The organism is Chloroflexus islandicus (genome assembly GCF_001650695.1).
In the GTDB taxonomy this organism is placed as follows: domain Bacteria; phylum Chloroflexota; class Chloroflexia; order Chloroflexales; family Chloroflexaceae; genus Chloroflexus; species Chloroflexus islandicus.
Window position 1 is genome coordinate 49,264 of the sequence record NZ_LWQS01000042.1, and the last position, 17,168, is coordinate 66,431.

Genomic DNA, 17,168 nt, shown 5'->3' on the forward strand with positions numbered 1-17,168 from the left:
CCCCGGCAGAGAGGGGGGAAGGAATAGCCACAAAGCGACACAAAAGACGCAACATCTTCCTTTTGTGTCTTTTCGTGGCTATTACCCCTCTGCATCCTCAGCGCCCGCTGCGGTCAAAAAACCACCTTCCCGCAACACCAATGCGGCTGCTTCGCGCACTGCCATTCCCACGCGCACCCCACGTACCGCCGCGCTCACATTGCAGGCGCTGATGATACCGTGCTCCCACGTGTCGGCAGCGTCGCCAATGCGGGCCGAGGTATGGGCCACTGCCAGCGCTGGAATGCGCTGGGCATCGAGCATCGCAAGGCCAGCGATACCGGCGTTGTCTTTGCCAATCCCGGCATCGTTAAAGACCACGCCGGCCAGTGGTACCGCCAGCGCATAGCGCGCCGAGCTTGTGCCGCCGTGCGAACCGCTCACCACAAATGCGCCGCGATCGCTCTCGTCTACATACGAAATGGAATCCATTAACACGATCCGGCTCGCGCCGATCTGAAGGATGACCTTGGCCATAGTTCTACTCAGAATGGTTGTGGAATTGATAACGATATTGTACAACGTTTCAAATGAAAGTGCATTGCCGCTGGGGAATGGGTGCGTGTGCTACATAGGGGGAGGGGCATTCGTGCGCAATAAAAAAAGAAGCCTCAGTGAGGCTTCTTGGTGGGGTGCCTGATGGGGCTCGAACCCACAACTTCCTGATCCACAGTCAGGCGCTCTGCCATTGAGCTACAGGCACCGCGCAGCGAGTCTGAATATAGCACAATTATGCCGAATCGTCAAATCGACAGCTCACTGCACCACGCTAAATACGACGATCCCGTATTGCCATTGGGCGCGCAGACGCAGACCGGCGTTCGCAAAGTGCCGGTTCAGTTCAGCAACTGTAGGAAATTGTAGTCCGCCTACCCCCAAGAATTGCTGGAAGGCGCGGCCCGGCGGGTTATCGGCGGCAGCCAGACTCATCATCACCCCCCTGCCCCGCGGCGCTAACAGCCTGCGCCATTCGGTTAATGCCGCCGGAATATCACCAATCTCGTTGAGCGAACCACCCATCGCCAGTACGCTGGCCGTGCCGGCAGCGAACGGCAGCGCCTGCGCACTGGCCCGAATGAAACTGATGCGCAGACCCTCGCGCTGTGCCCGTTGGCGCGCCTCTTTCAGCATCGGCAGGCTGAGGTCGATCCCGACCACCGATCCGCTCGCACCGCTCCGGCGGCGGGCCTGCTCCAGCGCCCGCGCGTACAGGCCATTGCTACAGCCAACATCGATCATCAACCCACCCCGATCGACGCCGGCCAGCTCGGTGATCAACGCCAGCTCGCGTTCGAGCGGAAACTGCTCGCCACTGAGCATACTCAGCGCCAGTGGCCGCCACGTCCGTTCGTAGGCCCATGCCGCCGGTGGCAAGACATTGACGAATTGGGCGATACTGCCCGGCCATTGCTGGCCGAGCAGATCGAGAATGCCTTCGGTAATCGGGTATGCGGTTGCGCATTGCGGGCAGCGCAACCGGCCCGTTTCGATCATCCCGGCCACCTCGCGATCGATCTGGTCTACGGTCAGCACCATCTCGCGGTGGCTCGGGCACGTGATGAGGGGTAATACGTTGTGATCCATACTAAGTATAGTACCCCGAATTTGGCGCTACCGGAAGAGCAATGGCCAATCGCAAAACGCCTGCCCCCTTCTCCCGTACAGTGAGAAGAGGGCAGAGGAATGAGGGCTACGTCTCGATAGCGCGTTAATTCTTGCGGGTGTACCGCTGCGCAATTTTGATCAGGTGCTCGTAATCGATCGGTTTGGGCAAAAACTCATTGCACCCGGCGCGTTTGGCCCGTTCGATGTCGTTGCGCGTCACATGGCCGCTCACCGCAACGACCGGAACATCATGCAGATGGGGATCACGTTTCACATATTCGGTCGCTGTCCAACCATCGAGGCCGGGCATTGACAAATCCATCAAAATCAGGCTTGGCCGGCGCTGCCGGGCAATATCGAGCGCTGTCTGCGCGTCTGATGCTAACTCAACGGCAAAGCCGCTAAAACTGAGCATCTGGCCAATGATGTGACGATTATCGAAATTGTCATCGACAATGAGAATGAAACTCATACAGGGTCTCCTACCACGTGCGGTTCTGGCAATGAAGAATCCGGTTTAACCGCGGGCACCGCCGGAATCCAGACCGTAAAGGTTGAACCGATCCCAGCGTCGCTTTCGACCTCGATCGTGCCGCCGAGGGCTTGCACGATCTGTTTGGTGAGCGCCAACCCAAGACCGGTGCCTTGGTAGCGGCGCGTGACCGATTCGTCAAGTTGGCTGAATGGCTGAAAGAGTTTTGGTTGTTTCTCGCGTGGGATCCCGATCCCGGTATCGATCACGGCAAAGCGAACGCCGTCAACGCCATGGCGTTGTTCAGCCGCCGCTTCCAGCCGGATGACGCCGTCTTCGGTAAACTTGGCGGCATTGCCGAGCAGATTAATCAACACTTGCCGCAACCGGCGGCTGTCCGTTTCGATAGTGCCAAGATCAGGCGGGCAGTGGGCAATAAGCTGATTATGGTTGCGTTGCGCTAATGGCAGCGTCATTGCCACTAACTCATCAACGAGTGCGGGTACCTCAACGTGACTGTATTCGAGATCGAGCGCCCCTTGCTCAATCCGGGCAAAATCGAGCACATCGCTGATCAACGCCAGCAAATGGCGTCCAGAAGCAAGGATTCGATCGACATACACGGCATGGGGTTCAGGAACAGACTTATTGAGATGCAATAACTGGGCATAACCGAGAATAGCATTAAGCGGGGTACGCAATTCGTGGCTCATCGTGGCCACGAAGGTGCTCTTGGCTTGGCTGGCCGCTTCCGCCGCCGCGCGCGCTCGTTCGGCTTCGGCTTCGGCTTGCTTACCGCGAATAACCTCCTCCATCAATTGTTCTTGGCGGATAAGGCTGGCTTGCAACGCGCGATTGCGCTCTTCTAGCTCAGCGCGTTGGGCGCGCAAACTGGCGAGCATCTGATCAAACGCGCGCGCCAAATCACCAATTTCATCACGGGTTCGTTCATTGATCGAGCCAACAAAATCACCCGCCGAAACCCGACCGGCAGCGTGCGCCAACCGCCGCAGCCGGCGCGCAATCCGGGCCGAGAGGAACAGACCGATTGCCGCTGAGATAATGACGGCGACCACGGTATCGATCATAATAAAGGTGCGCGCCGTATCGTAGCTCGCAGCAACCACTTCCAGCGATGCTTGGGCCTGTTGTTGGTTTTCGCGCACCAATTCGGCCATCGCCCGATCAAGTGCGTCGTAGAACGGGTTCATCCGCGAATAAAAGGGTTGCACACTGCCATCACTGGCCAAGCGCACCGCCGGCACGAAGCGTTCGTGGTTCGTGCGTACCACCTCTTGCCATGCCGCCTCAACCGCATCAAGCTTGATCCGTTCGGTGTCTGAACCGACCAGCGGGCGATAAGCACGGAAATAACCGGCCATCTCGGCTTCGATGGCGCGCATCTGATCGAGGATGCGGCTCCGATCGCCATTATTGGTGTAGATCAAAAATTCTAGTTGCCGGGCGCGATAACGGTTAATTGCGGCCGTCATATCGCCAACGGTATCGAGCGAGGGGATCGTATGGCGCTCGATAAAGACGGCACGCTCGTTCATTGTGGCCATTTGGTGAGTGGCAAAAAAGCCAAGCACCATCATCAACAGCAGGTCGATGGCCAGTGTGCCCAACAATTTGGCCCGGATCGGAAAACGCATCGCTAGCGGTCCTCTAGCTGTAACAGTTGCTCGATGGATAGACCTACTTGCGAGCCGCCGGCAAAGACCGAACCGGTGATCCGGCGTTCTACCCGCCGGATAGCCAATTCATACGCTCTGGCCGGCAGTGGGATGTAGCGCGCTTTATTGACGAAGAGTTCGCCATTGCGCAGATACACATCGACGAACGCGCGCACTTCTGGCCGTTCCAGTGCGTCAACCCGCACGTACATAAAAATGGGACGCGAGAGCGGTTGATAACTGCCATCAGCGATCGTGGTTTCCGATGGTGCCACGCAACCGGTGCCGCTATCAATCGCCACTGCCCGCAACTGGCCAGTATACTCGACGTAATAGGCATAGCCAAAGAAGGCTAAACCAAACCGATCGGCTGCGACGTCCTGCGCCAGCAGATAGTCGTCTTCACTGGCCGTATAATCGCCGCGACTCACCCCTTCTTTCCCCACAATCGCTGAGGTAAAGTAGTCGTAGGTGCCCGAATCAGCCCCGGCCCCGTACAGGCGCAGCGGCTGGTCGGGCCACTCAGGGCGAATCTGGTTCCAGCGCGTGATCTGCCCCTCGGCCTCTGGCTCCCACATCCGCTTGAGGTCAGCGACCGTCAGGCACTGCGCCCAGTCATTTTGCGGATGCACCACCACCGATAAGCCGTCAAACGCGACTGGCAATTCGATAAACTGAATCCCGTTCGCAGTACACGCTTCTAGCTCGCGTTGCTTGATTGGACGCGAGGCGTTGGAAATATCGGTCTCGCCGGCGCAAAAGCGGGTAAATCCGCCGCCAGTGCCACTCACGCCGAGCCGGATCGTGACGTCGGGAGCGAGTTCGTTGAACGCAATTGCTACCTGTTCCGTAATCGGGAAGACCGTGCTGGAACCATCGATCTTAATCTCGCCCTTCAGTGCGGCCAGATTGGTATTGGGCAAGGCGAGCGCCGGGGTTGGCGTGAACGGCGGTATCGTCGGTTCCGGCAGCGGGCTTGGTGGGGGTGGCGCCGTAGGTGATGGAACCGGCGTAGGCGACGGCAAGGCGGCGGTGGTTCCACCGCAGGCGACAAGCAGCAGCGCGACAAGGCTGAGAGCGGCAATCCGCCAGATGTTCATATTGGTGCAGCTAGTGAGTGTTTATACCGTGAAGTTCAAGCGACGCTGCCTAACCGTATCTATTATAATCCTCCGACGCAATGTCATTGGTTAAGAATAGATTAAGTGTCTTTGAAGCACTATCTTGGCGTGCTTCATGATCACTTATTACACCACTCTTTATCAATATATTGACAATCTTCGATATATCGCGTATACTGGCGCTATGCCCTTCACGGCAGGAGGCACGATGAACACCCAATCCGAACCACCCACTACTGCTCATACAACCATCCCCGGTTGTTGCGCGCCGGTATTTGATGTAGGGTTAACCGATGGCGAGGCCGCGCAACTGGCCGAGAAACTGTCGTTGCTGGCGCACCCGATCCGTCTGCGCTTGCTCGCGATCCTTGCCCGCAATGGCGGCCATGTTTGCGTGTGTGATCTGGAAGCCGCGTTACCGGTGAAGCAGCCGACCGTCTCGCACCATCTGCGCTTGCTCCGTGATGGCGGTTTGATCGAGGGTGAGCGGCGCGGCCAGTGGATCTATTACGCCGTGCGTCGCGAAGAACTGGCAGCAGTGCAAGCGGCGCTAGCCCAGTTTTTTGCGCGGATATAGCGGGGGGCAGCGCCGCTGCGACCGAATTGATGAACTATTATATCGATGTATTTCAATACATCAATGAAAGGTCATGATCATGCCTCTCCCAATTGCCATCATCGGCGCTGGCCCGGTTGGTTTGGCCGCCGCTGCGCATCTGGCCGAACGCGGCGAGTCCTTTGTGGTCGTTGAATCTGGGGCGCAAGCCGGCGCCGCAGTGCTGCGCTGGGGCCATGTGCAGATGTTTACCCCGTGGCGCTATTGTGTTGATCAAGCGGCTGGCCGGCTCTTGGCCGCCGCCGGTTGGCAGATGCCTCCCGCCGATGCCTTCCCGACCGGCGCTGAGTTGGTTGCACAGTACCTTGCGCCATTAGCAGCATTGCCGGCGATGGCTCCTCATATCCGCTACCGCCAGCGCGTCGTCGCTGTTGCCCGCCGTGGCCACGATCGCCAGCGAGGCCCTGATCGGCAGGCGCTCCCCTTTCAATTGACGCTGGCTGATGACGAGGGGCGCGAGTCGCTACTCTTGGCCCGCGCCGTGATCGATGCCTCTGGCACTTACCTCTCGCCCAACCCGCTCGGTGCGGCGGGGGTGCCGGCGATCGGCGAGCGACACGTTTCTGATCGTATCTTCTACGGCATTCCCGCAGTCTTGGGTCGTGATCGCGCCCGTTACGCCAACCGGCGGGTGTTGGTCGCCGGCAGCGGCCATTCGGCGTTTAACACGATCCTCGATCTGGTGCAACTCCGCGCCACTGCGCCGGCAACAAGCGTGATCTGGGTGGTGCGCCGTGATACCGCGACCCTTGACCGTATCTTTGGCGGCGGCGAGGCCGATGCGCTGGCGGCGCGCGGACGGTTGGGGATGCAGATACGGGAATTGGTTGCGGCTGGTCAGGTAACGCTCGTTACCGGGTGGCATACCGAACGGGTTGATCGTACTGCTGATGGATTGGTTGTGAGTGATGGCCAACGTACCTTGCCGCCGGTCGATGAGATTGTGGTTTGCACCGGCTTGCGCCCCGATCTGAGTTTTCTGCGCGAACTGCGGCTGGCGCTCGATCCAGTGGTGGAAGCGCCGGTAGCGTTAGCGCCGTTGATCGATCCGAATCTGCACAGTTGCGGCACGGTGCCGCCGCACGGTGTTGATGAGCTGCGCCATCCCGAACCCGACTTCTATCTCATTGGGATGAAGAGCTATGGTCGCGCGCCGACCTTCTTGCTGCTGACCGGCTACGAACAGGCCCGTTCGGTGACGGCGGCGCTATGCGGTGATTGGGCCGCGGCCCGCCGGGTCGAACTCGAACTGCCGGAGACGGGGGTGTGCAGCGGGCCACAAGCTGAGGCCGGCGCGTGTTGTGCGCCGTCTGGTTTGATCGCGTTGCACCCCGTATCACGCTCATGCTGCTAAACCGCGTTCGCACCGGTCACCTCTATTACGGTTGGGTGATGCTGTGGGCCGTCTCGCTTACCGAGGTTGTCTCGTGGGGGATTTTGTATTACGCCTACAGCGTCTTTGTAGCGCCGATGGCCCGTGATCTGGCGGTCGATCAACTTGCCATCGCAACCGGCTACGCCATTGCATTGCTAAGCAATGGCGCGGCTGCGCCGCTCGTCGGGTGGTGGCTCGATCGTTACGGCGCGCGCGGTTTGATGACCGCTGGCTCGATCGGCGGTTGTGTCCTCGTGCTATTGTGGTCGCAAGTGACCACGCCGCTCCAGCTCTATCTGGTGATGGCCGGGATTGGCGTGGCCAGCGCGGCGGTGCTCTACGAACCGGCGTTTGCGATTGTCGCCGCGTGGTTTCGTCGCGAGCGCGGACGAGCGCTGCAAATACTCACCTTTTTTGGCGCATGGGCCAGTTTCATCTTCATCCCGCTGGCGGGCTGGCTGGTCGATCAGCTCGGTTGGCGCGCGGCGCTGCTCGCGCTCGCGGCCATACTTGCGCTCACCATTCCACCGCATGCCCTGATCATCCGCCGCCGGCCCGCCGACCTTGGCTTGGCCCCTGATGGCGATCCGCCGGCGACCGCTGCCGTTGCGCCGGCAGAAACGGTGGTGCGTCCACGTGCGGCATTGCGCCAACGCCGCTTCTGGCTGCTCGGCGGCGCGTTTGCCGCTAGCGGTTTTGCGACGGTGGCAATGACCGTCCATCTCATTCCGTACCTGCTCACGCGCGGTGAGAGTCTCACGGTCGCTTCGTCCATCGCCGGTCTGCATGGCATGATGTCGTTGTTAGGCCGGCTGCTGATCGGCCCGCTCGGCGAACGATGGCCGCGCTGGTTGGTGACGGCTGGTCTGTTTGCGATGCAGATCGCCGGTTTGTTGGCGCTGGTCGCATTCTCCCATACCGCTGCCGCGATCGTCTATATTGCCCTCTTTGGCGCCGGCGCCGGCACCCAGACCATTATGCGTGCGGCGCTGATCGCCGAACAGTACGGCTCGGCCAACTACGGCTTGATCAGCGGCTGGCAGAATGTACTGCTCACCGTGGCCCGCACCGCCGCGCCGGTGGGGGCGGGGGCGTTGATCGGCCTCACCGGCTACCACGGCATGCTCTGGTGTCTGATCGGGCTGCTAACTGCGGGGATGGCGCTGTTGGTAATAGTTGGACGGCAGGCGGTATCCTTAAGCGATGGTCATTGATCCAATGTGAATTCGGTTAACCCTAGTTGCTGCGCACCCGTGGGCGCTGGATCTTGTACTAGTGATAATGGGCGGTAATTCAGCACAAGCGCTTCAATCATTGAATTGCGATTTCGCTCACTTGCGCCAACGTGGTAGAAATGCTCTTTTGTATAGACATCAAACAATGCTTGATACCGCTTAATCATCGCGTTTGTGCGATACTTATTGCCATACCATGTTGAAAGAATAAACCTAGCCGGTGTTTGTACAAGTAATTGATACAAGTCCTGTTCATCATGCTCTGTCCAACTATTGAAGTAGTCAGTATGCCGTCCAATATAGGGCGGGTCACAATAGATAACGTCATTCTGCGTCGCTGTTGGGATTGTCGAGCGAAAATCGGCGCACACAAACTGCCAATCGAATTGTTGCATAGCGTTAGCGACATACCGGATTTGATTGACAATTTTAGTAATATATGCCTTGGTGAACCGCTCTGTTTTATGACCAAAAGGAACATTATATTCACCTTTTTGATTAAACCGGATAACACCGTTAAATGAAGATCGGCTTAAGAATAGAAAATCTAGCGGATCGCCAAATCTATTGAATCGAGATCGGATTTCATAAAAATGTTCGGCGCCTTTCGTGGCTAACAGCGCTCCTTCTTGTTCAAGAAATGCTCTGGCGATTGCGGGAGTAATATCTTGTGACTTAATTGCATTGTAAAAATTGATAATATGTGGATTAATATCTGCAAAGATGGCTCGTTTGGGCCGCACGTTGAAACCGACAACGCCAGAACCAATAAACGGTTCTATCCATTGGGTTTGATCGGTCACGTGGACGTAGCTGGCGATCCATGCAACGAGCTTTGTTTTGATGCCTTGACACTTTATTGGTGGAACGAAGATACGCATAACACCATACTCGGTATGAACGTGTGTGAATTCGTTATTCGTTATTCGTTATTGGCTGCGTCGCTCACGGATCATTCGCGTGCGCGGATGAGATGAATCTGATCGGGGTCAATGCCGCGATATGACAAAAATTCAGCTAATCTCGTAATTCGTCTGACTTCTCCATTCTCATCAGGTACTTTAATCTGTCCGTAGTTCATCCAATATTCATCAAAAATCGATTCACCCAAGTTTTTGAAAACACCACTCCCATGCACAAGATCATTAATATTGGTGATACTGCCTATATTAGCTGTGTTACCGCTTCCAGTTGTATCGCTGGCTATTTCCCATTTCTCTCTAACAAAGAATATGAAATTGTTGATTACCGACGCAATGGATTGTAGATCACTTATGCTATGTACTTGTAAGCCATGTTCTTTTGCTTGGACTGTTCGAGAATAGATAACACCTAGACAAAAATGCCCAAGATATTGGTTGTAAGGAAATTGAATGTTTTTCCTGCTATCTCTTGCAGTAAAATAACCTCGATATGATCCTAGCGTAAAGCCACTACAGTACTCAGGATTGTCTGGAAGACGATATGAGGTCTTAATATCCACTGCAAACTTGATAGATTCATTTTCTGCATCAATGAATGACAAATCAGGATAATAATTTTGGTGATCAGGGAGAACGATTTTATAACCTGACTGATCGGCAAACTCAAAAATTTTTGGCAAAAGATGGAGCTCTATAATTTTAGATACTACCTTTGTATCACCTGATATTGTGTAAATATTTTGAAATATGTCAATAAACCCCTTGATAGTCCATTCACCATTACTTGTTGATACGAACTCCCGCAAGGATTCAATAAAAGTCTGGAGTTTCTGCCGAAAGTCATGCTTGAGCTGAGATCGCTGTGCTGGATCCATGAGCTGTCTATTAACGTAAATGCTTCGACGTTTTGATTATACCATAGTCCTCTTCCCACGTAACGTTTAACCCCTTTCCTGCATCTTCCTACTAAGGATACGCAACATCACCACGGAGGATACTGCATGGCGCGACGGGTAGTAGTCATCGGCGGCGGTGCAGCCGGGATGAGCGCGGCGGCGAAGGCTAAGCGCACCGATCCTACGCTTGAAATTGTGGTCTACGAACGTTCCGGCTATGTGAGCTACGGTGCGTGCGGCTTTCCCTACGCAATCAAGGGTGAGATCGCGCGGGTGGAAGATGTCGTTGTGCGCACGCCGGCCCAGTTTGCCAAACAAGGTATTCAGGCCCTGATCCGGCACGAAGTGCTTGAGATTGATCCCGTCCGGCAGACGGTGCGCGTGCGCGATCTAGAGGATGGCCGCGAGTTTGTCGATCACTGGGATGAGTTGGTGCTGACGACCGGCGGCCAGCCTACTCGTCCGCCGTTGCCCGGCCTCGATCTGCCCGGCGTGTTTGCCTTGCGCAGCGTGGAAGAGGCGCTCGCGATCAAGGCGTGGTTGGCCGAGCAGCGCCCGCGCACCGGCGTGATTATTGGCGGCGGCTATATTGGCCTTGAGATGGCTGAAGCGTTGGCCGCGCACGGCGTGGCCTTGACGCTGGTCGAACGGTTGCCGCAGGTGTTGCCGTCGTTTGATCCTGACTTCGCCACCCAAGTGGCTGACGAACTGCGCCGGCAGCAGGTTGATCTGCGCGTAGGTCAGCCAGTGCAAGGCATTGTTGGCGATGAGCGGGTGCGCGGCGTGGTGGTGGATGGCGAGACAATCCCTGCCGAGATCGTGATTCTGGCCGCGGGGGTGCGACCGAGTGCGGCATTAGCCCAAGCTGCTGGGATTGCGCTCGGCCCCACCGGTGCGGTCGCGGTTGACGACCGCCAGCGCACGAATCTGCCCCACGTCTGGGCGGCAGGCGATGTAGCCGAAGCCTTGCACCGTGTCACCGGCAAGCCTGCGTGGATCCCGCTTGGCACGACTGCCAATAAGCAGGGGCGAGTGGCTGGCGAAAACCTCGCCGGCGGCGATGCCCGCTTTGGCGGGATTGCCGGCACCACCGTGGTGAAGGTATTCGATTTGGAAGCGGCGATCAGCGGTCTTTCGCTGGCCCGCGCCCAAGCCGAGGGCTTCAACGCAACCGCTGTCAGCGCCACGGCCTACTCGCGCGCGCACTACATGCCGGGCCACCAGCCGATCACCGTCTCGTTGGTGTTTGATCAAACCACTCGCCGGTTGTTGGGAGGGCAATTGGTTGGCCGCGAAGGCGTGGCGAAGCGGATCGATACCGTCGCCGCCGCTTTGCAAGCTGGCTGGACGGTGGACGAGTTTGCTGAGCTTGATCTGAGCTACGCGCCGCCCTTTGCGCCGGTGTGGGATCCGTTGCTGGTCGCGGCTAATTTGGCGCGACGGTAACTGGAGCTGCAAGCAGGTTCAAGAACGCACACGGCGATCTCAACCGTTCGCAGTGAATAAAGAGCACCGGGGTGGCTTTCTTGCCACCCCGGCGCTTGCTCAGCTTCATCCCCTTAAATCTGATCGAGGTAGTCCTTCAGCAACTTACCCAACCGCGGATGGCGCAATTTGCGCAGGGCCTTGACTTCGATCTGGCGCACCCGCTCACGGGTTACCCCAAACGCCTTGCCCACCTCTTCGAGCGTGCGCGGCTGGCCATCGGCCAAGCCGTAACGCAGCTCTAAGACCCGCCGTTCACGTTCGCTAAGCTGGTCGAGGGCAGCGGCAATCTGCTGGCGCAGCATACCGCTAGCGGCGGCATCGTCAGCATCGAGCGCATGCGGATCAGGGATGAAGTCGGCCAACGTACTATCAGCCTCTTCCCCGACTGGCGTTGCCAACGACACCGGATCCTGCGCCGTCCGCCGTAACTCGCGCAGCTTTTCCTCGCTCATTCCCAGATGATTGGCCAGCTCAGCGTCGGTTGGCTCACGACCGAGCGACTGGGTCAACTGGCGGCGCGCGGCTTGGATCCGGTTCAGGGTTTCGCCGAGATGGACGGGCAAGCGCACCAAGCGCGATTGATCGGCTAACGCGCGCGACAGGGCCTGTTTGATCCACCACGTCGCGTAAGTGCTAAACTTATAGCCCTTGGTGTGATCAAACTTCTCGATCGCGCGCAACAGGCCGAGGCTCCCTTCCTGAATCAGGTCGAGCAGCGGCAAGCCACGATCGCGATAGCGTTTAGCGATGCTCACCACCAACCGCAAATTGGCTGCCGCCATTTGTTGGCGCGCTTCCTCGCCTTGCGCTTTTTGCGCACGCAGGCGCGCCGCTTCCGGACTATCGGGCGGAAGCGTGGCCAATTTTCGTTCAGCGGCTTGGCCGCGCTCGATCAACTGGGCCAGCCGCTTCTCCTGTTCGGCGGTGAGTAGCGGCACCTGCCCAATTTCACGCAGATAGAGCCGCACACTGTCGCTCAGCAACGCATCCGACAGCTCATCATCGAGCTCCAGATCCATTGCAGCCGGCGTCAGCGGCTCATCATCGAGCGCCGGTTCCTCCCCGTCTTGCACGGGGACGCCGGCTTCGGCCAAAGCGGCATAAATACTGTCGATCAGCTCGATCGACTCGTCTGGGTTGGGAACCAGCCGCTGAATATCCTCGAATGTAACAAAGCCTCGCTGCCGTCCCTGCGCGATCAGGGCCTGCAGATCGGCAGCATTGATCGCAGGACTGGCGCGGTCGGTCTCGGGCTGGCTCTGCGTCATACTACTTCCTCGTCTGAGACCAAACGGGCACTGGCTACCGTGCGTACCCTATTGTAGCACAAGCTGTTACCCCCGCAGGCCAAGTACGGAATGAGCAATCACGTTGCGCAAGATTTCCGAGGTGCCTTCGCCGATGGTCAGCAAGCGGGTATCGCGGTAGAGCCGCTCGACCGGATACTCTTGGCTGTAGCCGTAACCGCCGAAGATCTGGATGGCGTCGCGGCAGATCCGTTCCGACGCTTCCGAGGCGAAGAGTTTGGCCATCGCCGCCTCGCGGGTATACGGCTTGCCGGCATCTTTGAGCTTGGCCGCGCCATAGACCAGCGCGCGGGCCGCGGCGAGATCAACGGCCATATTCGCAATCATATTGGCAACCGATTGGTGCGCGCCGATCGGTTTGCCGAACGCGGTGCGCTCGCGCGCATACGCGACCGCGGCCTCGTATGCAGCCTGTGCCAACCCGATCGCCATTGCACCAATCCCGATTCGCCCGCCATCGAGCACTTGCAAGAACTGGATAAACCCGCGCCCGCGTTCGCCAAGCAGGTTCTCGCGCGGCACCCGCACATCGTCGAGCATCACCGCCGTGCTGACCGAGCCACGCAAGCCCATCTTCGGTTCGTGCTTGCCAAAGCTCAGGCCCGGCGTGCCGCGTGGCACGATGATCGCCGAAATCCCCTTCTTCCCCTGTTCGGGATCGGTCACTGCCGTGACAATGATGTGGCCGGCCAGCGGCGCGTTGGTAATCCACATCTTTTGGCCGTTGATCACCCACTCATCACCCACCAAGCGGGCCGTCGTGCGGGTCGCGCCGGCATCCGAACCGGCGTGCGGTTCGGTGAGGCCAAACGCAGCTAGATACTCGCCTTTGGCTGCCGGCGTTAAGAACCGGCGCTTCTGCTCTTCGCTGCCGAACATCGCAATCGGCGCGCTGCCCAAACCGATGTGGGCAGCGTAGGCCAGCGCCGTGCTGCCGCAACAACGCGCCACTTCTTCGATCGCGATCGCCGTGCTGACGCTGTCGGCTCCGGCCCCGCCATATTCTTCGGGAAAGGGCAACCCCATCAAGCCAAGCTGGGCCATCTTCGCAAACGTCTCGTGCGGAAAGGCGCTGTGCTCGTCAACATAGCGCGCCTTGGGGGCGATCTCCTTCTCGGCGAATTCGCGCACCGTCTGGCGAATAAATTCCTGTTCCGGCGTCAGTTCAATCTGCATATCGAGCCTCTTTGCTAAAGCTGCTTATCCGTGCGTCGCTTGCGACTCGGCTTCAAAGGTCATCACCGGCACGCCTTCCATCGTCTCGGCGATCAGATTATCCACCACTGCCTTTAGATCGTTCGTCTCGGCAAAGACGCGCAATTGGCGGTCGGCGCTGGTGCCCTGCTCGACAATGGTGAGCAGGTATTCGACCTCTTTGCGCGAGCCGAGCATATCCACCACATCGTCAACCAACGCGACGATTTCATGCACGAGCGCCTTAGCCTCCACCTCTTTGCGCTTGCCGAAATCGATGAGTTTGCCGTCGAGGCCCCAGCGTTGCGCGCGCCATTTGTTTTCGTTGATCAACGCGCGCCGGTAGACGCGGAAGGTGGTGTTGTCTTCAAACATGGTGTAGAACTTGACGATCAGGGCCTGCATCGTTGCCGCCAACGCCAGACACTCCTCGACCTTGGTGGCGATGTCACAAACCCGGAATTCAAGCGTGCCAAAGAATGGGTGCGGGCGTAGATCCCACCAAATCTTCTTGCCGTTGTCGATACAGCCAGTGTTGACCAGCAACTGAACATACCGCTCAAACTCGCTGGCCGAATGGAACGTCGGCGGGATGCCGGTGCGCGGGAAGGTGCTAAAGATTACGCTGCGATACGATTTGAAACCGGTGTTGCGGCCCATCCAGAACGGCGATGAGGTGCTGAGCGCCAGCAGGTGCGGGCAGATGTAGCGCGCGACATTCATCAATTCAATTGCCACCTCGTTATTCGGCATACCGACGTGGCAATGCATGCCGAAGATGAGCAATTGCAGCGCGGCATCTTGCATCTCGCCCACCACCATGTGGTAGCGTTCGTCGGGTGTGATCTCTTGCTGCATCCACGACGAAAAGGGATGGGTGCCGGCAGCGACGATGCGCAAGTTGTGACGGGCCGCCAACCCGGCGATCGCGCCGCGCAGGCGGGTGATTTCAGCGCGCGCTTCGCTGATGGTGCGGCAAGGGCGAGTGCCGACTTCGACGATACTCTGGTGCATTTCGGGCTTGATCTGCTCGCGCAGGATCGTGCGTCCCGGTTCAAGGATCTGGGTAATGTAGCTGCGTAACTCGCGAGTTTCAGGATCGACGATTTGGTATTCCTCTTCGATCCCGATCGTAAACGCAAAATCGGCATCGTTGGGGTTGTAAACGCTCACCGCACACTCCTCGCTGATGGTTGGGATTGGTTTGTCACCGGTATGTTGTATTATATCGCGTCTTAGCGATGTGTGGGGCAAGTTGAAATATTTAGAGTGCGGCAGTCTCACTGCCGCACTCCATAGCAGGGTTTTTCCCTTAGTGCGCCGTCCGCCGCCGCCAGCGTTCGCGCAGCAAGGCAATGGTATTCCGCTGGTAGTAGAGCCATTCCACCAACAGCACGATCAGCGCCGCCAACGCCAGCCAACGCCAAAGCTCTTGGCGACCGTCGCGTTCGCGGGCAACCGTGCTCTGCGCGCCGCTGAGCTGTGGGATGGCGAGATCGCGTTGCGGTGTGATGCGCGATTCGTTGGGGGCAAAGAGATTGACCGCAAAACGACGACTGGCTATGACTTCGTTGCCGCGCCGCTCTTCGAGCGTGTAGACGCCGGGCAGATCGGTTTCAGTGTAGAAGGTTTGGTTTGCCTGCACCTGCACCTGCCCATCGCGTGAACTCACCACCCGGCCATCAGGCCGGATGACCCGCACCTCTTCGATCGTGCTATCAACCGGCGCCACGATCGGTTGGCCGGTCGTCAGTTGCACGCTGCTCACCGGCAAGAGGTACTCGATCATGTTCGAGAGCAGCAGCGGGAAGGCGATATTGAGCGGTAAATCCGACAGATGCAGATCGAACGCCAGCACGACAATTCGCCGGCCTTCCCGTTCGCCGGCCAACAAGAGCGGGCCGCCGTCGCTATCAACGATCACCCGCGCCCATTGGCCGGGCACGATCCGCGGTGCGCGGAGAATATTGACATCGTTGAGCCGCACATTCCGCAAAAGCGGATCTTCCAGCGCCGCCGGTCGGATCAGCGGAAAGTCGAATTCACCGGTGATTGAGAAGAGCTCGGTGCTGCGCAGTGGGCCGATGAAGAGCAGGTTGCCGGGGGGCAGCTCAGTAGGCACCACCCCATCAAAGATGGTCAGCGGCACTTCGGCGGCGCTTTCGGTAAAGGTCAGCGTCGTGGTCGGCACGCGCGTCACTTCAAGGCCGGGCAACAGCGAGAGACCGGTTTCGAGAAAGCGATTGCCATCGCTTACCAGCCGTACCTTTACCGTCTCGCGTTGCGGACTGACCGCGTAGGCCCGATCGTCCACCGGCAACGCATCACCTTGCCCATCAAGGCGCGCCTCAACGACCGCCACGTTGGCCGGGATTGTCTGGGTTAAGCTTTGTTCGCGGCCCGGATCGAGCGAGATGTCGATCGCGTACGCTAGTACGCCATCAAGATAGAGCGAGAGACGGCGCGTGACAGGACTATCGCCATAGTTCACTGCTTGCACGAACAGGGTCTGCTCGAAGGGGCCGGGTTGGAGCGCAATCGCGTTGATGGCCACATTGTCCGACGATCGTCCAATCGGGAAGTAACGCACCCGTGCCGGCACTCGCAACCCATCGGGCAAGATCACATTGCCATCGGAAATAATCGCCACTTCGCTATCGGGTTCGCGGGCCGCCAATGCCGAAGCCAGCGTCAATGCTTGGGTGAGGTCAGACTGGCCGCTGTAGCTCGGTTGAATGCGCTCGATCACGCGCCGCAGCTCGCGCCGGTCGCTTGAGGACGCAATCGGCGCTTCCATTTGGCCGCCAACGGTGATGATCGTCGCCCGCCCGTTATCCGGCAGTTGATCGATCAGCGCCAGCGCCTGCCGCCGCGCCGCCTCGAGTCGGGTTGGCGGTTCGTCGGTGGCGAGCATACTCGTCGAGCGGTCAAAGATAATGATCAAGTTCGTGCCGCTGATGCCAGTGACGGGCAAGAAGGGCCGGGCCAACGCCAGCACCAACAATAGCATGAGCAGCAGTTGCAAAAAGAGCAGCAAATTACGGCGCAGCTTCTGCCATGGCGCGTTAGCTTCGATATCGCGCACCATGCGCTGCCAGAGAAAGGTTGACGAAACGACTTGCTCTTCGCGGCGCAATTTGAGCAAATACATCGCCACGATGAGCGGGCCGGCAATCGCCGCGCCAAGCAACGCTAAGGGAGCAAGGAATGACATACTCGTC

Annotated in this window: 15 protein-coding genes and 1 tRNA gene; 4 read left to right on the plus strand and 12 right to left on the minus strand. The window is 58.4% G+C overall.

The genetic code is table 11. The annotated features are described in order from the left end of the window. Window positions 1-81: 81 nt before the first annotated feature. From A6A03_RS06875 to A6A03_RS06900, 6 genes are all read right to left on the minus strand, one after another. The gene (locus A6A03_RS06875) at window positions 82-516 is read right to left on the minus strand and encodes a hypothetical protein (RefSeq protein WP_066785416.1); all 435 of its coding nucleotides are present in this window, start codon (window positions 514-516) and stop codon (window positions 82-84) included. A 151-nt stretch (window positions 517-667) separates the two neighbouring features. Then, window positions 668-742 (minus strand) — tRNA-His (locus A6A03_RS06880). A gap of 53 nt (window positions 743-795) precedes the next feature. Further along, entirely contained in the window at window positions 796-1,575 is a 780-nt protein-coding gene (locus A6A03_RS06885; protein WP_245668871.1) for a class I SAM-dependent methyltransferase, read from the minus strand. A 172-nt stretch (window positions 1,576-1,747) separates the two neighbouring features. Continuing rightward, window positions 1,748-2,116 carry a response regulator gene (locus A6A03_RS06890; RefSeq protein ID WP_066785421.1) on the minus strand — a complete coding sequence of 123 codons (369 nt, stop codon included), beginning with the start codon at window positions 2,114-2,116 and terminating at the stop codon, window positions 1,748-1,750. Further along, window positions 2,113-3,771 carry a sensor histidine kinase gene (locus A6A03_RS06895; protein WP_066785424.1) on the minus strand — a complete coding sequence of 553 codons (1,659 nt, stop codon included), beginning with the start codon at window positions 3,769-3,771 and terminating at the stop codon, window positions 2,113-2,115. The genes A6A03_RS06890 and A6A03_RS06895 overlap by 4 nt, the downstream gene beginning before the upstream one ends. A 2-nt stretch (window positions 3,772-3,773) precedes the next feature. After that, window positions 3,774-4,892, minus strand: coding sequence for a PstS family phosphate ABC transporter substrate-binding protein (locus tag A6A03_RS06900; protein WP_066785426.1), 1,119 nt, complete (start codon window positions 4,890-4,892; stop codon window positions 3,774-3,776). 229 nt (window positions 4,893-5,121) lie between these two features. Here A6A03_RS06900 and A6A03_RS06905 point away from each other — a divergent pair, with 229 nt between their 5' ends. From A6A03_RS06905 to A6A03_RS06915, 3 genes are all read left to right on the plus strand, one after another. Beyond that, window positions 5,122-5,490, plus strand: coding sequence for an ArsR/SmtB family transcription factor (locus A6A03_RS06905; protein ID WP_066785429.1), 369 nt, complete (start codon window positions 5,122-5,124; stop codon window positions 5,488-5,490). Between the two features lie 73 nt (window positions 5,491-5,563). After that, on the plus strand, window positions 5,564-6,883 hold the full coding sequence (locus tag A6A03_RS06910) for an FAD-dependent oxidoreductase (RefSeq protein WP_245668872.1): 1,320 nt from the start codon (window positions 5,564-5,566) through the stop codon (window positions 6,881-6,883). Continuing rightward, window positions 6,874-8,118: an MFS transporter gene (locus A6A03_RS06915; protein WP_066785434.1), complete on the plus strand. Its 1,245-nt coding sequence runs from the start codon at window positions 6,874-6,876 to the stop codon at window positions 8,116-8,118. Before A6A03_RS06910 ends, A6A03_RS06915 begins: the two co-directional genes overlap by 10 nt. On the opposite strand, the gene A6A03_RS06920 is transcribed toward A6A03_RS06915, so the two are convergent. Together A6A03_RS06920 and A6A03_RS19950 are read right to left on the minus strand one after the other, a co-directional pair. Next, window positions 8,112-9,020, minus strand: a complete 909-nt coding sequence (locus A6A03_RS06920; RefSeq protein ID WP_066785436.1) for a DNA adenine methylase — start codon at window positions 9,018-9,020, stop codon at window positions 8,112-8,114. The genes A6A03_RS06915 and A6A03_RS06920 overlap by 7 nt on opposite strands. A gap of 71 nt (window positions 9,021-9,091) precedes the next feature. Next, window positions 9,092-9,937 carry a type II restriction endonuclease gene (locus A6A03_RS19950; RefSeq protein ID WP_076798226.1) on the minus strand — a complete coding sequence of 282 codons (846 nt, stop codon included), beginning with the start codon at window positions 9,935-9,937 and terminating at the stop codon, window positions 9,092-9,094. 126 nt (window positions 9,938-10,063) lie between these two features. On the opposite strand from A6A03_RS19950, the gene A6A03_RS06925 reads away from it, so the two are divergent. Then, on the plus strand, window positions 10,064-11,404 hold the full coding sequence (locus tag A6A03_RS06925) for an FAD-dependent oxidoreductase (protein WP_066785438.1): 1,341 nt from the start codon (window positions 10,064-10,066) through the stop codon (window positions 11,402-11,404). A gap of 113 nt (window positions 11,405-11,517) precedes the next feature. On the opposite strand, the gene rpoD is transcribed toward A6A03_RS06925, so the two are convergent. The 4 genes from rpoD to A6A03_RS06945 form a co-directional block, all read right to left on the minus strand. Further along, the gene (rpoD, locus tag A6A03_RS06930) at window positions 11,518-12,714 is read right to left on the minus strand and encodes an RNA polymerase sigma factor RpoD (RefSeq protein ID WP_066785441.1); all 1,197 of its coding nucleotides are present in this window, start codon (window positions 12,712-12,714) and stop codon (window positions 11,518-11,520) included. A gap of 66 nt (window positions 12,715-12,780) precedes the next feature. Further along, window positions 12,781-13,929, minus strand: a complete 1,149-nt coding sequence (locus A6A03_RS06935; RefSeq protein WP_066785444.1) for an acyl-CoA dehydrogenase — start codon at window positions 13,927-13,929, stop codon at window positions 12,781-12,783. Between the two features lie 24 nt (window positions 13,930-13,953). Then, a complete protein-coding gene (locus A6A03_RS06940; protein WP_066785447.1) occupies window positions 13,954-15,120 on the minus strand; it encodes a carboxylate-amine ligase in 1,167 nt (388 codons plus the stop codon). Window positions 15,121-15,259: 139 nt separating this feature from the next. Next, complete coding sequence (locus tag A6A03_RS06945) at window positions 15,260-17,161, minus strand: vWA domain-containing protein (RefSeq protein ID WP_066785450.1); 1,902 nt, start codon at window positions 17,159-17,161, stop codon at window positions 15,260-15,262. Between the last annotated feature and the right edge of the window lie 7 nt (window positions 17,162-17,168).

Excerpts from the sequence above, each read along its gene's own strand:
- A6A03_RS19950 (WP_076798226.1), bottom strand. The coding sequence starts at position 9,937 with ATGGATCCAGCACAGCGATCTCAGCTCAAGCATGACTTTCGGCAGAAA.
- rpoD (WP_066785441.1), bottom strand. The coding sequence starts at position 12,714 with ATGACGCAGAGCCAGCCCGAGACCGACCGCGCCAGTCCTGCGATCAAT.
- A6A03_RS06875 (WP_066785416.1), bottom strand. The coding sequence starts at position 516 with ATGGCCAAGGTCATCCTTCAGATCGGCGCGAGCCGGATCGTGTTAATG.
- A6A03_RS06935 (WP_066785444.1), bottom strand. The coding sequence starts at position 13,929 with ATGCAGATTGAACTGACGCCGGAACAGGAATTTATTCGCCAGACGGTG.
- A6A03_RS06915 (WP_066785434.1), top strand. The coding sequence starts at position 6,874 with ATGCTGCTAAACCGCGTTCGCACCGGTCACCTCTATTACGGTTGGGTG.
- A6A03_RS06905 (WP_066785429.1), top strand. The coding sequence starts at position 5,122 with ATGAACACCCAATCCGAACCACCCACTACTGCTCATACAACCATCCCC.
- A6A03_RS06920 (WP_066785436.1), bottom strand. The coding sequence starts at position 9,020 with ATGCGTATCTTCGTTCCACCAATAAAGTGTCAAGGCATCAAAACAAAG.
- A6A03_RS06885 (WP_245668871.1), bottom strand. The coding sequence starts at position 1,575 with ATGGTGCTGACCGTAGACCAGATCGATCGCGAGGTGGCCGGGATGATC.
- A6A03_RS06895 (WP_066785424.1), bottom strand. The coding sequence starts at position 3,771 with ATGCGTTTTCCGATCCGGGCCAAATTGTTGGGCACACTGGCCATCGAC.
- A6A03_RS06910 (WP_245668872.1), top strand. The coding sequence starts at position 5,564 with ATGATCATGCCTCTCCCAATTGCCATCATCGGCGCTGGCCCGGTTGGT.
- A6A03_RS06890 (WP_066785421.1), bottom strand. The coding sequence starts at position 2,116 with ATGAGTTTCATTCTCATTGTCGATGACAATTTCGATAATCGTCACATC.
- A6A03_RS06925 (WP_066785438.1), top strand. The coding sequence starts at position 10,064 with ATGGCGCGACGGGTAGTAGTCATCGGCGGCGGTGCAGCCGGGATGAGC.
- A6A03_RS06945 (WP_066785450.1), bottom strand. The coding sequence starts at position 17,161 with ATGTCATTCCTTGCTCCCTTAGCGTTGCTTGGCGCGGCGATTGCCGGC.
- A6A03_RS06900 (WP_066785426.1), bottom strand. The coding sequence starts at position 4,892 with ATGAACATCTGGCGGATTGCCGCTCTCAGCCTTGTCGCGCTGCTGCTT.